The organism is Arthrobacter sp. D2-10, from assembly GCF_054161285.1.
The window spans coordinates 765,341-783,017 of record NZ_CP096431.1 but is presented as its reverse complement, the minus strand read 5'-3'; the positions used below and the strand labels follow the sequence as shown (position 1 = coordinate 783,017).

14 protein-coding genes are annotated in these 17,677 nt (G+C 63.0%); 8 read left to right on the top strand and 6 right to left on the bottom strand.

Annotated features, from left to right (window positions below):
• Positions 1–31: 31 nt before the first annotated feature.
• Both M1D74_RS03750 and M1D74_RS03745 read right to left on the bottom strand, forming a co-directional pair.
• A complete protein-coding gene (locus M1D74_RS03750; protein ID WP_458116529.1) occupies positions 32–1,444 on the bottom strand; it encodes an NAD-dependent succinate-semialdehyde dehydrogenase in 1,413 nt (470 codons plus the stop codon).
• Between the two features lie 194 nt (positions 1,445–1,638).
• Entirely contained in the window at positions 1,639–2,001 is a 363-nt protein-coding gene (locus tag M1D74_RS03745) for a hypothetical protein (protein ID WP_458116528.1), read from the bottom strand.
• A 113-nt stretch (positions 2,002–2,114) separates the two neighbouring features.
• Here M1D74_RS03745 and M1D74_RS03740 point away from each other — a divergent pair, with 113 nt between their 5' ends.
• From M1D74_RS03740 to M1D74_RS03715, 6 genes are all read left to right on the top strand, one after another.
• Entirely contained in the window at positions 2,115–2,816 is a 702-nt protein-coding gene (locus M1D74_RS03740; RefSeq protein WP_458116527.1) for an HAD family hydrolase, read from the top strand.
• A complete protein-coding gene (locus M1D74_RS03735) occupies positions 2,813–3,586 on the top strand; it encodes a maleylpyruvate isomerase family mycothiol-dependent enzyme (protein WP_458116526.1) in 774 nt (257 codons plus the stop codon). The genes M1D74_RS03740 and M1D74_RS03735 overlap by 4 nt, the downstream gene beginning before the upstream one ends.
• Positions 3,587–3,608: 22 nt before the next feature.
• Positions 3,609–4,721, top strand: coding sequence for an alcohol dehydrogenase catalytic domain-containing protein (locus M1D74_RS03730; RefSeq protein ID WP_458116525.1), 1,113 nt, complete (start codon positions 3,609–3,611; stop codon positions 4,719–4,721).
• 54 nt (positions 4,722–4,775) lie between these two features.
• Positions 4,776–5,510 (top strand): endonuclease/exonuclease/phosphatase family protein, encoded by a 735-nt coding sequence (locus M1D74_RS03725; protein ID WP_309072722.1) that lies wholly within the window; start codon positions 4,776–4,778, stop codon positions 5,508–5,510.
• 96 nt (positions 5,511–5,606) lie between these two features.
• Positions 5,607–9,122, top strand: a complete 3,516-nt coding sequence (locus M1D74_RS03720) for a TM0106 family RecB-like putative nuclease (RefSeq protein WP_458116524.1) — start codon at positions 5,607–5,609, stop codon at positions 9,120–9,122.
• A gap of 136 nt (positions 9,123–9,258) precedes the next feature.
• Positions 9,259–10,671, top strand: coding sequence for an MFS transporter (locus M1D74_RS03715; protein WP_458117124.1), 1,413 nt, complete (start codon positions 9,259–9,261; stop codon positions 10,669–10,671).
• Here M1D74_RS03715 and M1D74_RS03710 read toward each other — a convergent pair.
• Genes M1D74_RS03710 through M1D74_RS03695 form a run of 4 tightly spaced genes read right to left on the bottom strand, consistent with a single transcriptional unit; the run spans position 10,668 to position 15,360 of the window.
• Entirely contained in the window at positions 10,668–11,687 is a 1,020-nt protein-coding gene (locus tag M1D74_RS03710; RefSeq protein WP_458116523.1) for an ABC transporter permease, read from the bottom strand. The two genes, M1D74_RS03715 and M1D74_RS03710, sit on opposite strands and share 4 nt — an antisense overlap.
• Positions 11,684–12,703 (bottom strand): ABC transporter permease, encoded by a 1,020-nt coding sequence (locus M1D74_RS03705; RefSeq protein WP_458116522.1) that lies wholly within the window; start codon positions 12,701–12,703, stop codon positions 11,684–11,686. The genes M1D74_RS03710 and M1D74_RS03705 overlap by 4 nt, the downstream gene beginning before the upstream one ends.
• A complete protein-coding gene (locus tag M1D74_RS03700; protein WP_309071940.1) occupies positions 12,700–14,268 on the bottom strand; it encodes a sugar ABC transporter ATP-binding protein in 1,569 nt (522 codons plus the stop codon). Before M1D74_RS03700 ends, M1D74_RS03705 begins: the two co-directional genes overlap by 4 nt.
• A 9-nt stretch (positions 14,269–14,277) precedes the next feature.
• Complete coding sequence (locus M1D74_RS03695; RefSeq protein ID WP_309071939.1) at positions 14,278–15,360, bottom strand: ABC transporter substrate-binding protein; 1,083 nt, start codon at positions 15,358–15,360, stop codon at positions 14,278–14,280.
• A gap of 225 nt (positions 15,361–15,585) precedes the next feature.
• On the opposite strand from M1D74_RS03695, the gene M1D74_RS03690 reads away from it, so the two are divergent.
• Both M1D74_RS03690 and M1D74_RS03685 read left to right on the top strand, forming a co-directional pair.
• Entirely contained in the window at positions 15,586–16,692 is a 1,107-nt protein-coding gene (locus M1D74_RS03690) for a Gfo/Idh/MocA family protein (protein ID WP_458116521.1), read from the top strand.
• 70 nt (positions 16,693–16,762) lie between these two features.
• Positions 16,763–17,677, top strand: coding sequence for a sugar phosphate isomerase/epimerase family protein (locus M1D74_RS03685; RefSeq protein WP_309071937.1), 915 nt, complete (start codon positions 16,763–16,765; stop codon positions 17,675–17,677).

Genomic DNA, 17,677 nt, shown 5'->3' with positions numbered 1-17,677 from the left:
ACCGGTGCCGCCGCCGTCTCACTTCCCCGAATTATTCGGCGATGTAGAGCAGCCGCTTGTTGACGAACTCGTCCATGCCCAGAGGCCCGAGTTCACGGCCGAAGCCCGAGCGCTTCACTCCGCCGAACGGCAGATCCGCAGCCTCACCGACTCCGTTCACGTTCGCCATGCCGACGTTCAACTGCTGAGCGATAGCCCGCGCGCGTTCTTCGTCAGTGCTGAACACAGCGCCGCCTAATCCGTACGGGGTGTCGTTCGCCAGCGTCAGGGCTTCCTCGTCCGAAGACACCTTGTAGACGACGGCGACTGGACCGAAGAGCTCCTCGTGCCACGCGCGCATCTCCGGAGTGACGCCCGTGAGCACTGCCGGGGCGAAATAGGCAGTGCCGTCGTCGGACAGTTCACCGCCGGCATGCAGGGTAGCGCCCTTATTGACGGCGTCGCGCAGTTGTTCGTACAGGGACTCCGCCGCACCCCGGGATGACAGCGGGGCGTAGGTGCCGGGCGCTTCCTCGGCCGGGTTGCCGGGCTTGAGGTCCCGCGCCTTCTCGGCAAGCTCGGCGACGAAATCCTCGAAGATGTCTTCCATGACGATCATGCGCTTGTTGGAGTTGCACGCCTGGCCGGTGTTTTCCAGCCGGGTTGCCCATGCTGCGGCCGCGGAAGCCTTCACATCAACGCTGTCCAGCACCACGTAGGGGTCCGAACCTCCGAGCTCGAGCACGGCCTTCTTCAGATTGGCTCCGGCGAGCGCGCCGATCACCGCCCCTGCCCGTTCGGATCCGGTCAGGGAGACCCCCTGGACGCGGTTGTCGGCAATGATGTCGGCGATCTGATCATGGGTGGCGAAGACGTTGACGTACGCACCGGCGGGCAGGCCTGCGTCCTTCATGATCTGCTCGATGGCCAGAGCCGATCGTGGGCAGCTTTCAGCGTGCTTGAGCACGATGGTGTTGCCCAGCACCAGGTTCGGTGCCGCGAAGCGGGCAACCTGGTAGTAGGGGTAGTTCCACGGCATGATGCCCAGCAGCGCACCAACGGGGCGCTTCTGGATGACCGCCTTGCCACCGCCGATGGGGTTGATCGGCTGGTCAGCGGCCAGGGACGGCCCCTCCGTGGCGAAGTAGCCGAAGATGTCGGTGCAGAACTCCACCTCGCCCTTGGCTTCGGAGAGAGGCTTGCCCATTTCCCTGGTGATGGTCGCGGCGAGCTCGTCCGCCCGCTCCGTAAATAGTTCACCGATCCGCTTCACGACCTGTGCACGCTCTTCGATCGGCACTTCCCGCCAGGCAAGGAAGGCATTGTGGGCGGCGGCCAGTGCGTCCTGGATCTGCTCATCCGTGGCGCTGGGGAATTCCTCCTCGACCTCACCGGTGGCCGGATTCAGGACCCGATACGACTGGGGTCCGGCGGAAGAAGCCTTTTGCTTCACGTCAGCGGTCATTGCTCATCGTCCTCTTCTTTGATTGGTATGGGCTTCGTAAGACCAGATAGACCATCAGGATACCGAGGTTCGAGAGCAACTTTGAGCGGTCCCGGGCCCGACGCCGGGTGGTGGTGACGCCGCGCAACGGGAGCTGTGCCCGGGACGGCTCCCGTCGTCGTGATCGGTGTCGTGATCGGTGTCGTGATCAGCGTTTAGACGCTCATTCCGCTTTGGAACGCAGTCGAGAACGTGGCCGCGAAGAACATGACCCACCCGATGATCAGGAGGATGCTCAGCACGCCCAGGATGATGGCGACCCAGCCCAGCAGACGTCCGCCGGCTGCAGGCTCGCCCATGCGTTCGGCCTTGTTGGCGTTGCTGATTGCCAGGGGTCCGAAGACGAACCAGAACAGGAACATCCCCAGCACTCCGTAAGCCAGGGAGAGCTGGGCAGCGCGCTTGCCCTCGTAGTCCGACCCGGCGTAACTCATTCCCGCGGGCCGGCGGGTGCCGGGTGCGGCGAAGGGCTGCTCGCTGGGGTACGGGGCGCGGGATTGGCTCGAGTAACTCGACATGGGTATTCCTTCTGAGACAAGGTGGATAGTCCGGGATCCTGTTGGTGAGTTACCGCCGGTGCGCCCGTGATGCAGCACATACTATTCCACCAAGACTCACCGAGGCGGACACTATGACAGAACAGCACGACGGCGGCGTACGCGGCGTCCTTTTCGACGTCGACGGCACTCTCGTTGACTCCAACTACCTGCATGCAATCGCGTGGTGGCAGGCGTTCCGGCGCTTTAGCCACGACGTGCCGATGGCAACCATCCACCGCACCATCGGGATGGGCGGAGTGACGCTCATCGAGCACCTCATCGGTGCTGACCGGAACACCGATCAGGACGAAGCCCTCGAGGACACCCACGCGGCGCTCTTCTCCGCCCAGTGGCCGTCCCTGCGGGCCTTCGACGGCGCCCGCGACCTGCTAAAGCACTGCGCGGACGCGGGTCTCGCCGTCGTTCTCGCGACGTCAGCGTCCGATGAGGAGCTGGAGGTCCTCCAAAAGGTGATCGATGCCGATGATGCGCTGAGCGGTGCAACCACCGCAACAGATACCGGAGTCAGCAAGCCCTCCCCCGACATCCTTGAGGCGGCGCTGCGCGTCGGTGACCTCAAACCCGAGGATGCGGTCTTCGTCGGTGATGCCGTCTGGGACGTGCAGGCAGCGAACAAACTGGGCCTGCCTACCATCGCCGTCACCACGGGCGGCACCAGCGAAGCCGAACTGCGCGACGCCGGCGCTGCCTACGTATTCGAGAACGTCCGCGACCTGCTGAACGCGATCATCGCCGGTGAGGTTCCGGAGCTGCCGAAAGGATCCAACCGGTGAGCCCCGACTATCCCTACGCGCTCGGCCTGAAGCAGTACCGCGGGTACCTGGCCAAGGATTTCGCCCGGATGCTGGAACTGACCAGGTCCGCGCAGGACGGTGGCTCGTTGTCAGCGCCGGTGCCGTCCTGCCCCGGCTGGGACGTCCAGGAGCTGATGCGCCATACCGCCCTCCTGTACCTGCAGAAGGCCGAGGTTATCCGCACCGGTGTGAAGCCCACCGGCCGCTGGATACCCGAGCCGGTGCTGGCGCTGGATCCGGCGGCGCAACTCGAGCTCGGGTACGGCCGGCTGGTCGAGGAGTTCGATTCCCATCAGCCATCCGACCCTGCCGAGTCGTGGATGCCCGACGATCAGACGGTGGGGTTCTGGATCCGCCGTCTCACCCATGAGACGGCTGTCCACCGCTACGACATCGAAACCGCCGTCGACGACGGCCGACCGATCGAATTCGAACTCGCCGTCGACGGCATCGACGAGGTTCTCACCGTCATGTTCCAGCGCGGGCGGTCGGCCGCAGGGTCCGAACCCAACCCGGACAACGTGACCGGAAGCGTGGTGATCGAGGGCGGCGGAACTCGTTGGTTCGTCGGCTTGTTGCCGCACGACATCGAGGTCGCGCGCGAAGCCGGGGACGAGCCCGACGCCACTGTCAGCGGTGATCCCTCGGACGTTCTGCTATGGCTATGGGGGCGTGGCCCGCTCCCTGCCGAAATGACCCGCCAGCCGGCGGCAGCAGAATTACGACGGCGTCTGGCCGCCACCACCTGAACCCTCCAACCGAAGGTAGTCAATGAAAATCACCGGAGCAGTCCTTGAAGAGATCGGCCGTTCCCGTCCCTTCGCAGATTCACGCCCCATCAGCGTGAGCGAGGTGGAGCTGGATCCGCCCGGCCCCGGCGAGATCCTGGTCCGCATCGAGGCGGCCGGGCTGTGCCATTCGGATCTGTCCGTAGTGGACGGCAACCGCGTCCGACCTGTCCCCATGCTGTTGGGGCACGAAGCAGCCGGCAGGGTCGAGCAACTCGGCGACGGTGTCACCGACCTCACCGTCGGCGACCGCGTGGTCATGGCTTTCCTGCCCCGCTGCGGTGAATGCCGGAACTGCCGGACCGACGGGAAGCTCCCCTGCAGCGTTGGTTCCGCATCGAACAACGCCGGCGTTCTGCTCGACGACGGCCAGCGGCTCCACCGCGACGGCGAGGCAGTCAAACATCATCTGGGGGTATCCGGCTTCGCAACCCACGCCGTGGTCAACCGGAAGTCGGTGGTCAGACTAGACGACGACGTCCCGCCCGAGATCGCCGCCGTCCTCGGTTGCGCCGTGCTCACCGGAGGCGGCGCCGTCATCAATACCGGCCAGCCGCAGGACGGGGACACGGTGGTGGTCGTGGGGCTGGGCGGCGTCGGAATGGCCGCGCTCATCACCGCGCTTTCACTCGGCAAGGGTGACGTCATCGGCGTCGATGCGGTCCCGGAGAAGCTGGAGTCCGCGCGGGAACTGGGGGCCAACGCCGTTTACACGCCGCAGGAGGCTCTCGAGAACGGGCTGAAGGCCGCCGTCGTTATTGAAGCTGCCGGCAACGCGCGGGCGTTCGAGACCGCGGTGCAGCTCACCGACGTCGGCGGTATCACCGTCACGGTGGGCCTTCCCTCCCCGGACGCGCGGGCGTCGATTGCGCCCCTCGGTATCACCGCCGAAGCGCGAACGATCGTGGGCAGCTACCTCGGTTCCGCGGTGCCGGAACGGGACATTCCGCGGTACGCGCAGCTCTGGCGGGAGGGAAAGCTCCCTGTGGAAGCACTGATCTCCTCGCACATTGCTCTGGAGGATATCAACGAGGCGATGGATCAGCTGGCCGACGGCAAAGCGATTCGGCAGGTCATCATCTTCGATGGCGCCTGAGAGTGTTTAGACTGAACCTGCTTCTGCCGTCCCCCACCGAAGGAGTGCGTCCTGATACGCGCAATCAGCTACAACCTCCGAGAGCATAAAGCGCGTGGAGAACTCGAAGCCCTAGCTCAGGACTACGAGGTGGATCTGCTATGCCTGCAGGAGTGCGACGCATCGGACCTGCCCGACGTCGTTGGCGGCCTCCAGTTGGCAACCGCCACCAAGGAAAACCGCCTGGGGCTGGCGCTCTATTACCGGCGAAGTCGTTTCGACATGGTCCGGGCGGATGCATTCTCCCTGAAGAAGTCGTTGCACGACCGGGTGCTCACCCCCGCACACGAGCGCCTCATCGGGGTGAAGCTGCTTGACCTGGAAACCGACCACACCCTGGTGGCAGGATCGTTCCATGCCGCTCCCCTGACCGCGTCGAATTCGTTGCGCCGGCACCAGATCAACGCAGCACACATCGAATTGCTGGGCATGGGCAAGAGCATCGCTACGTTGATGGTCGGCGACTTCAACTATCCGTTCTTCACCCGGAACCTCACCGCCCGCATGAACGAGTCCGGCTATGACCTGTCGCTCAGCGACAAGCGGACCTACACCCGCGGCATGTTCTTCCGCGGGCACTTCGACTTCGCGACCTCGCGCGGTCTTGATATCCAGAAGGTCGAGACCCTCCCGCGCGGGGCGTCGGATCACCTGCCCATCCTGGTCCTGGCGGACTACCGGAACGGAAATGACGACGACGGCGAGGGCGACGGCAAGGGGCACGATGCAGCACCGAAGTCCGTCGGGTAGTCGCTACAGCAACTCCTGAACCGCCGCACGAATCTGCTTCCCCGATTGTCAGTGGCACGTGATTCGATGGAATGAAACCACAGTCACGGAGACCTCATGTTCCTGCTCGATCCGCCAGTTGCGAATACTCAACCCGATCTCGTCTTCTCAGCCACTGACCTGGTCAACGCGTCGGTCTGCGAATACCGCACGCTGCGCGTGCTCGATGAGAAGCTGGGCCGCGCGGAGAAGCCGGCGTTTGACGCCGATGAGATGCTTGAGCGCACCGCCCAACTCGGCGACGTCCATGAGCGGAGAATCCTTGACGGGTTCGTTGCGGAATACGGCGAGTGGGATCCTGAGCGGAAAACGGGCGTCTACGACGTCGTTCCCGCCGCCGGCATGGAGCGTCCGCTCTTGCTCGCGAAGCACGCGGAATCCATCGAAGCGTTGAGAAGCGGCGCCGACGTCGTCTTTCAGGCAGCCTTCTTCGACGGCCAGTTTCACGGTCGTTCGGATTTCCTCGTCAAGGTTGATGGCGCGTATGCGGTCTGGGACACCAAGCTCGCCCGGCACGCGAAAGTTGGTGCGCTGCTGCAACTCGCTGCGTATGGAGATCAGCTGCTGAAGGCGGGAATTGAGCCCGCACCCCTGGTAACCCTGGTGCTCGGCAACAATCAACACAGTAATCACCGGCTGGCTGACCTGTTGCCGGTGTACCGCGAGCGCCGGGATCGCTTCCTCGACCTCGTCGAGAACCACCGCAGCAAGCCGGAGCCGGTGTTGTGGGGCGACGAAACCCACACGGCCTGCGGGCGCTGTGAGTATTGCCAGCTGATGGTGGCGGCAACCCGGGATCTCCTGCTGGTTGGGCGGATGAGCACCGCTCGGCGTGCGAAACTCCATAAGGACGGCATCTACACCATCGACGATCTTGCGGCGATGGACGTCGCCGAGGACAACGAGAGCCTGCTCGCGCTGCGTGACCAGGCCCGTATGCAGCTCGGTGTGGCGGACACCGACGGCAGTGTCGATTACCCGGACAAGTACGGCGAGCGGCAGACGCTGAGCTACCGGGTGCTGGCCGAGAACACTCTCGGCAACCTCCCGGAGCCTGATAAGGGGGACATCTTCTTCGATTTCGAGGGCGACCCGCTGTGGCAGGACCCGCAGAGCGGCCGCTGGGGCCTCGAGTACCTCTTTGGAGTGGTGGAGAATCCTCCGGCTTCCGGCGCTGAGCCTCCCTTCGTGCCTTTCTGGGCGCATGACCGCGCCCAGGAACGTCAGGCCTTCGCGAGCTTCCTCGATTACGTGGCCGAGCGCCGTCGTCGTTATCCCAACATGCACATCTACCACTACGCCGCGTACGAGAAGACGGCGCTGCGTAACCTGTCATTGATACACCTCATCGGCGAGGAAGCGGTAGATACGCTGCTGCGGGATGGAGTGCTGGTCGACCTCTACGAGACCGTGCGCGCCAGCCTGCGCATCTCGGACCGCTCCTACAGCATCAAAAAACTCGAGCCGCTCTACATGGGCAGTAACCTGCGCTCAGGGGACGTGACCGACGCCGGTGCCTCTGTGGTGGCCTACGCACAGTACTGCGAGGCGCGCGATTCCGGGGATAGCGAGCGCGCTGCCGACATCCTCACGGGAATCAGCGACTACAACCGGTACGACTGCCTGTCCACCCTTGAGCTGCGGAATTGGCTGCTGGGCCTGGCCGGTGAGCGCGGCATTGCGTTGGCGCAGCCTCAGGAGCCGAAGGTCGACACGTCGGACCCACCGTCGCCCGAGGAGCAGGTACTGCTCGATTACGTGGCTTCACTGCCCACGAGCCGTGTCCTGACGAAGGATGAACAGGCGATCGCCATGGTGGCCGCCGCAGTCGGTTATCACCGCCGGGAGGACAAGCAGTTCTGGTGGGAGCACTTTGATCGGCTGGGCTCCCCCGTCGACGACTGGTCGGACACACGGGACGTGTTCATCGTTCGGCACGCCACGGTTGTGCAGGACTGGGAAAAGCCCAATTCCCGCAGCAACCCGGTGCGTGTGGTGGACCTGTGCGGCATCTCGTCGGAAGGCTCGGAGTTCAAACCGGGAAGCAAATGGTTCCGCATGTACGGTGAGCCGCTTCCCGAGGGTCTGGAGCCGTTCGACGGCAAGGTCGACGGACGCGAGGGCTGGTTCGGCACCGAAATCGTCGATTCCTATGCTGACCGGGACGGCGAGCACCTGGTCATTCGCGAGAAGCTCAAGCGTGGCGGCGAGCACTACGCGCAGACGCCGATGGCCTTGACCCCGGACCAGCCGATCTCCACCAAGTCGATTCGAGCGGCGCTGGCCGAACTGGCGAGGGAGGTGGGTGCCGATCTTCCCGAGCTGCCCCGGACGCCGGGCCTAGAGATTCTCCGAAAGGCGCATCCCACGCTGACGGGCGTAGCGAGCCTTCCCGAGGTGGTTGACCACGAGTACGCCACCGCTATTACTGCGGCCGTCGAAGCGCTTGACCGCTCCTACCTCGCCGTCCAGGGTCCACCCGGCACCGGAAAGACGTACGTCGGGTCCCATGTGATCTGTGCGCTCGTGTCACGGGGTTGGAAGGTCGGCGTTGTGGCTCAGTCTCACGCCGTCGTCGAGCACATGCTCGAGGCCGCCCTCACAGCAGGTGTACCGGCACATCGGGTCGCGAAAAAGACCAGCAACCCCGATGCGCCGTGGACCTATAAGACTGACGATGACGTCGCCACGCTCCTTGATGGATCGGACGGGGCACTTGTCGGCGGCACAGCGTGGACGATGACCGGGAGCAAGGTGCCTCCGGGTTCACTCGACTTGCTGGTGATCGACGAGGCGGGCCAGTTCTCCCTCGCGAATACGTTGGCGGTGTCGCGGGCAACCAAGCGGCTGCTGCTTCTGGGAGACCCGCAGCAGTTGCCCCAGGTGACCCAGGCGAACCATCCGGAACCGGTCGACGAATCAGCGCTCGGCTGGCTCTCGCAGGGAAGCGCGACGCTGAACCCCGAACTCGGCTACTTCCTTGCCGACAGTTGGCGAATGCACCCTGACCTGTGCCGGGCGGTCTCCCGACTTTCGTACGACGACAAACTTGAGAGCGCCGTTATCGCGACCAAGCGGGTGCTGGACGGAGTCGCGGCCGGTGTCGAATGCGTCCTGATTGAGCATCGAGGGAACGCGAGTGCTTCCTCCGAGGAGGCCGAGGAGGTGGTTCGGCAAGTCCAGAAGCACATTGGGTTGCGCTGGGACGATGCCGTCCACGAGCCTCGGCCTCTCACCGACGCTGACGTGTTGGTGGTCGCCGCGTACAACGCGCAGGTTCAGATGATTCGGCGGAAACTCAAAGATGCCGGTTTGCAGGGCACACGAGTCGGGACGGTGGACAAGTTCCAGGGCCAGGAGGCTCCTGTGGTCATCGTGTCGATGGCTTGCTCCGCTGCATCCGAAGCGCCGCGCGGAATTCACTTCCTGCTCAACCGCAACAGAATCAACGTCGCAATCTCGCGCGGTCAGTGGCGTGCAATCCTTGTGCGCTCCCCCGGGCTGACACAACATATGCCGGCCCGCCCGGAGCACCTCGAGGAACTCGGAGCGTTCATCGGTCTGTGCTCATAGTGAGGCCGGGAAGCCCGTGTGCTTCGTTTCACTTGCCGCCTCGTTGAATTGCCATACCCCCGGGGGGTAAGGTTTCGGAGTGGGATACCCCTAGGGGGTATTTCTACCGCTTCGTAAAGGATTCCCCGTGACCGTAATGACAAGCCAGCGCACCGCACTGATCCCACTGCTGGTGATCGCTACTGCCCAGCTGATGTTGGTGCTTGATGACTCGATCGTGAACATCGCGTTGCCGAGCATTCAGGACGAACTTGGGATCGACTCCGTCAATCTCCCCTGGGTCGTCAACGCCTACATCCTCGCGTTCGGCGCGCTACTCCTGCTCGGAGGGCGCATGGGTGATGTGTGGGGGCGCCGCCGCACGCTGCAGGTGGGTATCGGCGTCTTCGTCGCTGCATCCTTCGCCGGTGGACTCGGACAGGACGCCATGATGCTAATTGCCGCCCGCGCGGTTCAGGGTATTGGCGCGGCTTTGGCGGCGCCCAACGCGCTGGCGCTGATCACAACTACTTTCCCTGACCGGAAGACCCGCGATACTGCGTTGGCCCTCTACGGAGCCATGTCGGGACTCGGCATTGTCATCGGCCTGCTTCTTGGCGGGTTACTCACGGGAACCCTTGGCTGGCGATGGGTGTTCTTCATTAATGTTCCGATCGGTCTCCTCGTCCTGCTCGGCAGCCGGACTCTCGTCAGCGCTGATAGCCATGGCGGCCGGCTCGGCGCCACTGGAGCACTGCTCGGCACTGGCGGGATGGTTGCCCTCGTTTACGCCATCACCCGATTAGGTGAGGAGGGATTGGGGGACCCCACAGCCTTCCTGCTCATCGGCGCAGCTGCCGTGCTGATTGCGGTGTTCATCTTCAACCAGTCTCGGAGCAGGAGTCCGTTGGTGCCATTGAGCCTGTTCCGCGACCGGAACCGCTCGGGGGCGTATGCGAGCATGCTTTTGTTGGCAATCGGCCCCATGGGAACGTTCTTCGTCGTCACTCTCTACTTCCAGAACGTCCTGGGCTTCGGACCCCTTCAGACCGGCGCGGCATGGCTGCCATTCGCCGGGGGTCTGGTGCTCGGTGCCGGTGCGGCTCCGAAGCTTCTGCTTCGGTTCGCGCCCCGGATCATTGCGGGTGTTGGTGCCCTGCTCAGTGCCTCAGCGGCACTCTGGTTCTCCGTGATAACCGTTAAAGCCAACTACTGGCTGCACCTGGCTCCCGCGATGTTCATCCTCGCCCTGGGGTTCGGGCTCGGCGTCATCGCCCTGACCCAGGCTGCTGTCTACCGGGTCGATCCCGACAAGGCCGGAATCGCGTCCGCGCTGCTCAATTCTGCTCAGCAGATTGGCGTCGCCCTTGGTCTGGCGGTACTTGCCGGCGTCTCCGCCACGGTCACTGCGACGGCGCACCTCGATTCCATGGGCACAGGTGAGGCTCTAGTTGTCGGGTACAGCGCCTCACTCACCGTCGCCGCTGGTGTTCTCGCTCTCGCCGCGGTTCTCGCCCTCACGACGCTCAGCGCAGGATCAACAGCTGAACAGGAACCAACACTGCGCTAACCCCTCCCCTGGCGCCCGTACAGCGAGATGACTACGAGGATGATGACCCCGTAGATGAGCTGCTGAATGTTCGCGCCTAGGTTCAGCACGGTGACCAGCGTGGACACCTGGGCCAGTACCAGTGCGCCGCCCACTGTACCGACCACTGATCCGCGTCCGCCGAAGATCGAGGCGCCGCCAACCACCACCGCCGCGACTGACGACAACAGATACCCGGCGCCCATGGTTGCCGACGCCTGCTGGTAATAACCGACGATCACGATGCCTGCGAAAGCAGCGAGGACTCCACTGAGTACATAGCCACCAACCCGGATGCGGTCCACCGGAAGTCCTCCAAGCCGCGCAGCTTCTGCCGCGGAGCCGACGACGAAGAGCGACCGACCCCACCCTGTGAAGCTGAGCAGCAGTTGCAGCACAACCATCAGCGCGACCCCCAACGGAAGCACCGCCGCCATTTCGAGCCCCAGAAATGAAACCTTTGCCGAGGTGATCGCAACGATGAATTCGGGGATTGCCGTCAGTTCCGAGAAGTTGAATACCAGCAGTATGACTCCGAAGAGCAATCCGTTCATCGCAATGGTGGTGACGATCGGAGTCAGTCCAAGCTTCGACACGACGATCCCGTTGAAGAATCCAATGACGGCGCCTGTCGCGAGTGCCCCCACGAAGGCACCAGCAGGGCCCAACGGTCCCACCAGCCCCAGGAAGGACAGCGCGGAGAACCCGATGGTATTGGGCACCGACAGGTCGATGCCGGCCTGAATGACAGCGATTGTCTGACCGAATGATGCGATCGCAAGGATGATCGCGAACGTAGCCGTTCCGATGAGTGACTCGACAGTGATGAGATTCGGCCTGATGACACCGCCGACAGCGAATAGCACCAGGAAGGCGAGGAGCGGCCATACGCTGCGGGGAACGAGAGAGGCAGCCTGCTTGATTGATGCCCGTCCCCGAAGCTTTCCCTGCGGCGTCTCGACCGATGGGTTGTTGGGTGGCGCGGCGCTCACGGTCATGCTCGTGCTCCCTTCACAGCGAAAGCGATCTTGCTCCAGATGACAGGCAGCCCGACAACCGTGAAGATGATGAGCGCACTGATGACGTATTGCCAGTAGGAATTGATTCCGGCGAAGAAGAGCAGGTTACCGATCAGCCCGAGGGTGCATGCAGCAAGCACTGTACCGATGATGCTGCCCCTTCCCCCGGTGAACGCTGCACCCGCCAAAGCAACTGCGGCGATCGAGCTGAGGAGGTAGGCATCTCCGCTTCGGGGGTCACCGGTAACTGTGGAAGCAGCCAGCATCATTGCACCGACGGATGTCACCATTCCGGCTAGCCCGAAAGCGATCAGTTTGGTGAGCCGCGCGTTGAGGCCGGCCGCCCTCACGCTCTCCATGTTGGAGCCGACCCCGTAGATATGCCTGCCCAGTGCAGTTCGTTGCAGCAGCAGCCACAGAAGGACTGCAACGATCGCGAGGTAGACCAGGGAGACGGGAAGGAACGGGACGAGTTCCCCGCTTGTAGCCAGGTAGATTTCCTTGGTCAGTCCGCCGCCCGGCCGGTCCAGCACCTCACTTGCCAGGGACCCGAAGATGAACGCACTCGCCAGAGTTACGGCTATGGCGGGCAGCCCTCCGTAGGCAACCAGAAGTCCGTTGAAAAGGCCGCAGCCGAGCCCGACGCCGAGCGACAGGAGGATTGCGACAGGTGGTGGGACCGCCTCGAGCTGGGTTGCGAACACAACGTTGCACAGGCTCATGATTGCGCCGATGGAGATGTCGATCCCGCCGACCAGTACTACGATGAGCTGCCCCAGGGCTACCAGAGCCAGAGGCACAACGAGATTCGCTGCGGTTTGCAGTTGGAACCGGGTGAGCAGCTCGGGGTTGATGATTACGTAGACGAGAAGAAACACGATGAAGGCCGATACCGGCGCGATCGCTCCTTCTCGACGCAACCGGACCATGCCAACCCCGGAACGCAGGCGCGTCGGGGCCGGCGCGGAAGCCGAAGAGGATGCAAGGACGCTCATGCGGCTGCCCTCAGTCCCATGGCGGCGCCAACCACGGCATCGCCCGTGAGTCGTTCGCCCTCCAGCTCGTCAATAACCGCGCCCTGGTAAAGCACAACGACCCGATGGCATACGTGCACGAGTTCCTCCACTTCAGTTGAAAACCACAGGACACCCACGCCCTGCTTCGCCAGATCGACGATGGCCGCATACAATTCCTGCTTTGCACGTACGTCTATGCCGCGGGTCGGATCGTGCAGGAGGATGACCGTGCGCGAGCGGTCCATCCAGCGGCCGAAGACCAGTTTCTGCTGGTTCCCGCCCGAGAGGGAACCAGCGGCCTCTTTGGGCCCGCGTGTCCGCACCGACAGTGCGTCGAGGATGCCGCTTATCCACCCTCGCTCGCGGGAGAGGAGTGGCCGCCCGCCAAGCTGATAGGCCTTGAACCAGGGAACGAGGAGGTTTTCCCCCACGCTCATCTCGAGCGCGAGGCCCTCCTTCTTTCGATCCTCGGGCACGTAGCCAACCCCATATCGGACCGAGCGCACGGGCGTAGTGCCCGAGATTGTGCGGCCAGCAATCGTCCAGGAATCAGCGGTGGCCGGAGCCGCCCCGAACAGGGCCCGAAGCAATTCAGCCTGACCGTGGCCCTGCAGTCCGCCGACTCCCAGGATCTCCCCGGCCCCGATGGAAAGGCCAATGCCGTGTACCCCATCCGATTTGAGATTAGAGACGGAGAGGGCGACGTCGTCGGTGATTCGAGGTGGCGGATCCGGGAAGAATCGTGCGGCTTCCCGCCCCGCCATAAGCGAAACTAGCTCGTCATCCGTCCATCCGCCACGGACAAACTCCCCCGCGACCTTCCCGTCACGAAGCACCGCTCCGCGATCGGCGATCTCGGCGATCTCGCCCAACCGGTGCGAGACGTAGATGACGCTACCGCCCTCGGCCGTAAGCTCGCGGATGCGCTGAAAAAGCCAAGCAACCCCCGGTGGAGTGAGCGCAGACGAGGCCTCGTCGAGGATGAGCAGTTCCGGCCCGCCGGCCAGCGCACGTGCTATCTCCACCAACTGCCGGTCAGCTAGCGACAAAGAACCCACCGTCGCCCGGGGATCGATATGTGGCAGGTCCAGCGTTCCAAGAAGTTCTGCGGCAGCTGCCACCGACTTCTTCTGGGAGAACCGGTGATGCGGCGCACCGTCGGGCAGGCTGAGGTTCTCCGCTACAGTCCAGTCCGCCACCAGGGCAAGTTCCTGAAAGGCACACCGCACGCCGGACTGACGCGACTTTTTGACGCTGCCGGAGATCAGCGGCTCACCATTGACAGCAATGCTGCCGGACGTTGGCGCGACGGCACCGGCAAGCATCTTCGCCACGGTACTCTTCCCTGCCCCATTTTCACCGACAAGGGCGAGTACCTCGCCCTTGTTGCACTGAAAGCTCACGCCCTGCACAGCATGAACAGGGCCGTAGCTCTTGACGAGGTTTGTAGCCACGAGGAGGGCCTCCGGCCGTGCTGGGCGCTCTCCCTCCGGCTGGAAGGGGATCTGCGCAGGGCCGGCAGTGCCAAGTTGTGCGTCAGTCACTGCGATCTCCTAGGATCCGGAGTAGTACTGCATGACGTCCTCGAGCTTGAGTTCCAGGCCCGGGAAGTCGTAACCAAGCTGGAAGTTGCTCGGCTTGTCATCCAGGCAGTAGTCCGCGGCGTTCTCGTTGGTGATCTCCAGCGGCGGGAAGAATTGCTGCTTCTCGATCTCCTCGCCTTCAAGGAGCTTCACCGCCTGCTCAAGACCCTTCGCGTAGATGGATGGTTGGCCAAAGACCATGTTCCCGGTCAGGCCCTCGCCGTCGTGCTCCACCAGGGCACAAGCTTCGCCGTTATAGCCCGAGCCTCCCACAACCGGAACAAATGGCATGCCGGCTGACGCGAAGGCTTCAGGCACGCCCTGCCCACCGGTCAGGAAGGAGTAGACCCCGCCGATATCCGGATTGGACCGCAGGATCTTCGACATCGACTCCTGCGCCGTCGCCTCGTTCCAGCCGTTGGTGTCCTGTGCGGCGATGGTTGCACCGCCCTTCTCAAGGGTCTCGACGACTCCGGGCATCGACCCTTCATTCAGCGGTACTCCCGCGAGTCCCTCAAGCACTGCAATCTTCTTGTTGTCGCCGAGGTTTTCCAGCAGCCATTCAGCGCCGATGGTTCCGGCGGTCGCCCAGTCGGTGGACACAACGTAGACGTCGTCGCTTTCGTAGGGGCCACCGTTGGCGATTACTGGAATGCCCTGTGCTGATGCCTGCGTGATGGCCGCATCCGCACCGCTCGACGATGCAGGATCGAAGAGAATCAGATCAACTCCGTCGGCGATAAGGTTCTGCATTGCAGCGTTCTGCTGCGCAGCATCGTTGTCGTTGGTCCGAACGATCTTGAGTTCGACCTTGTCCTTGTATTCGGGTGAGTTGGCGAGGGCCTGCAGTGATGCAAGACCCATCTCGCGCCAGGCCTGCCCACCGAGGGGCTGTTCGAATCCAATGACGAACTTTTCATCTCCGCCGGTGTCAGGAGCACCACTCGAGTTCGCCGGTGCGCTGGTGCAGCCTGCAACGAGGATGATGGCCGAGGCGGCTGCGGTGAGGCCCGCTGCCTTACTGAGGGAGGTGCCGAGCTGTGTTCTAGCCATGATTTCTCCTTTGAAGTCTGGGTTTCCATCTGCGTCAACCTGCATTGAATGCTGCTTACCCTCAGGACGGAACGGGCGTTGACGGGATGTACTCAGCGACACTAGCTTAATATTGTTAGCGCTACCAGTAGCGCTATCACTAATTCTTGATATGGTGTGAAAACGAGCTTCACCGATCCACCCAGTCCTGAAACAGGTCGTCGCAACGACGCGAATGGAGTACTAGTGAGCAGCACAACCATGGCGGCAGAGCAGTCCCAGCTGTCTCCGAACGTCGAAATCCGCAGCCGCGGTTCCAACGTCGGCTGCATCGGAGCCGGCATGATCATGTCGGACGTTCACCTGGAGGCGTACCGCCAGGCAGCGTTCCCGGTAGTAGCCATCGCCTCACGTACCGAGGCAAAGGCGCGGGAGGTCGCTGCTCGTTACGACATCCCGACCGTTCATTCGACGCCCGAGGACCTCATCGACGATGCCGCGGTCGAAATCCTCGACATCGCCTACCCGCCGGATCAGCAGCCGGCTCTCATCCGGCGGGCGCTCGCAGCGCCACATATCAAGGCAGTACTCGCGCAGAAGCCCTTGGCGCTGGACCTCGATGAGGCAGTAGCGCTGCGTGACGAGGCAGCGGCGGCCGGAAAGATCCTTTCGGTCAACCAGAACATGCGGTACGACCAGTCCATTCGAGTCCTCCACCAGCTTCTTGAGCGGGGAGAGCTCGGTGAGCCCGTCCTTGCCACCATTGAAATGCGCGCGATTCCGCATTGGCAGGGGTTCCTTGAGAACTACGACCGCCTCACGCTCGCCAACATGAGCGTCCATCACCTGGATGCGCTACGGTTCCTCTTCGGTGAACCCACCGAAATAATGACGGTTGCGCGTGAGGATCCGCGGACCAGCTTCGAGCACGAAGACGGCATCGTGGTGTCCACCCTTCGATTCCCCAACAATCTCCTGGCCGTATCCATGGAGGATGTGTGGAGCGGACCCCGTGAGGAGGGTTTCGACTCCGATATCTACATCAAGTGGCGGGTCGAGGGAACACGTGGGGTTGCACAGGGAACGATCGGCTGGCCCACGGGCGAACCGTCAACCCTTACCTACGCGTCCGCGTTGACCACCGGTGGTGAATGGGTCACCCCCGAATGGGAAACCCACTGGTTCCCGCACGCCTTTATCGGCGTAATGGAACAGGTGCAGTACGCCGTCGAAACCGGCACCCACCCCGAGCTCTCCGTCGCGGACAACGTCAAGACCATGGCCCTGATCGAGGCCGGCTACCGGTCCATCGCCGAACATCGGCCGGTCTTCCTCAACGAGTTCAACCTCTGATCACACAGCAAACCCACCAGAGCACTTCCGTTTCTATTTCAATTCCCACACTCAAAGGAGCAATGGCGCCATGATTCAAGTAGGTATCTTCACGGGGTACTTCCCCTACGAGCTCGAGACGACCGCGAAGACCATCCGCGATCTCGGCTTCAATACAGTGCAGCTGGACCTGCACTTCAAGGACCTGGACCTCTCAGCCGGCCAGATCACGAAGGAAAAGGCGAAGCGCGTCAGTGACACTTTCCGCGATAACGACCTGCCCATCTGTGCCATCTCCGGTTACACAAACATCGTTCATCCAGATCCGGAGCACCGGAAAGCGAACGTCGAGTACCTGAAGGAGATTCTCCGCAACGCCCGTTCGTTCGGCACCCCATACGTCATCAGCGAATCGGGCACGTTCAATCCTGACAGTGAGTGGGACCACCACCCCCACAACCGGTCGGAGGACGGATACGAGCAGGTACGGGACGTCCTCGCGGATCTTGCCCAGACCGCCTACGATCACGGAGCCACGTTCCTGCTGGAGACCTACGTCAACAACGTGATCGGTTCAGTCCGTGAGACTGTCCGCGTATTCAACGATATTCGGACTCCCGGCCTGGAACTTTTGATGGACCCGACGAACTACTTCGACGGCACCAATATCGACAGCATGGATGCGGTCCTGAACGAGGTGTTCGACACCCTGGGCGACCGGGTAAGAATCGCCCACGCGAAAGACGTCAAGCGGGCCGGTGAGGACAAGAGCGAGAAGCACGCGGACATCGGTGACGAGAACGCCCTTGCCTCCCACACCTTCCGCGGTGTGGGCGAGATCGAACTGCCCGCTGCGGGCCTGGGGTCGCTCAACTACGACCTCTACCTACAGCGGCTCGCCGAGCGCAACCCCAACGTTCCGCTCATCATCGAGCACCTTGATGAGTCCGACGTTCCGCGCGCCAAGCAGTTCATCGTCGAAACCCTCAAGAAGTACGGAATCTGA

Bases quoted from the DNA above. Each gene is read 5' to 3' on its own strand.
- M1D74_RS03715 (WP_458117124.1), top strand. From the start codon at position 9,259: ATGACAAGCCAGCGCACCGCACTGATCCCACTGCTGGTGATCGCTACT.
- M1D74_RS03740 (WP_458116527.1), top strand. From the start codon at position 2,115: ATGACAGAACAGCACGACGGCGGCGTACGCGGCGTCCTTTTCGACGTC.
- M1D74_RS03745 (WP_458116528.1), bottom strand. From the start codon at position 2,001: ATGTCGAGTTACTCGAGCCAATCCCGCGCCCCGTACCCCAGCGAGCAG.
- M1D74_RS03695 (WP_309071939.1), bottom strand. From the start codon at position 15,360: ATGGCTAGAACACAGCTCGGCACCTCCCTCAGTAAGGCAGCGGGCCTC.
- M1D74_RS03720 (WP_458116524.1), top strand. From the start codon at position 5,607: ATGTTCCTGCTCGATCCGCCAGTTGCGAATACTCAACCCGATCTCGTC.
- M1D74_RS03685 (WP_309071937.1), top strand. From the start codon at position 16,763: ATGATTCAAGTAGGTATCTTCACGGGGTACTTCCCCTACGAGCTCGAG.
- M1D74_RS03730 (WP_458116525.1), top strand. From the start codon at position 3,609: ATGAAAATCACCGGAGCAGTCCTTGAAGAGATCGGCCGTTCCCGTCCC.
- M1D74_RS03705 (WP_458116522.1), bottom strand. From the start codon at position 12,703: ATGAGCGTCCTTGCATCCTCTTCGGCTTCCGCGCCGGCCCCGACGCGC.
- M1D74_RS03750 (WP_458116529.1), bottom strand. From the start codon at position 1,444: ATGACCGCTGACGTGAAGCAAAAGGCTTCTTCCGCCGGACCCCAGTCG.
- M1D74_RS03710 (WP_458116523.1), bottom strand. From the start codon at position 11,687: ATGACCGTGAGCGCCGCGCCACCCAACAACCCATCGGTCGAGACGCCG.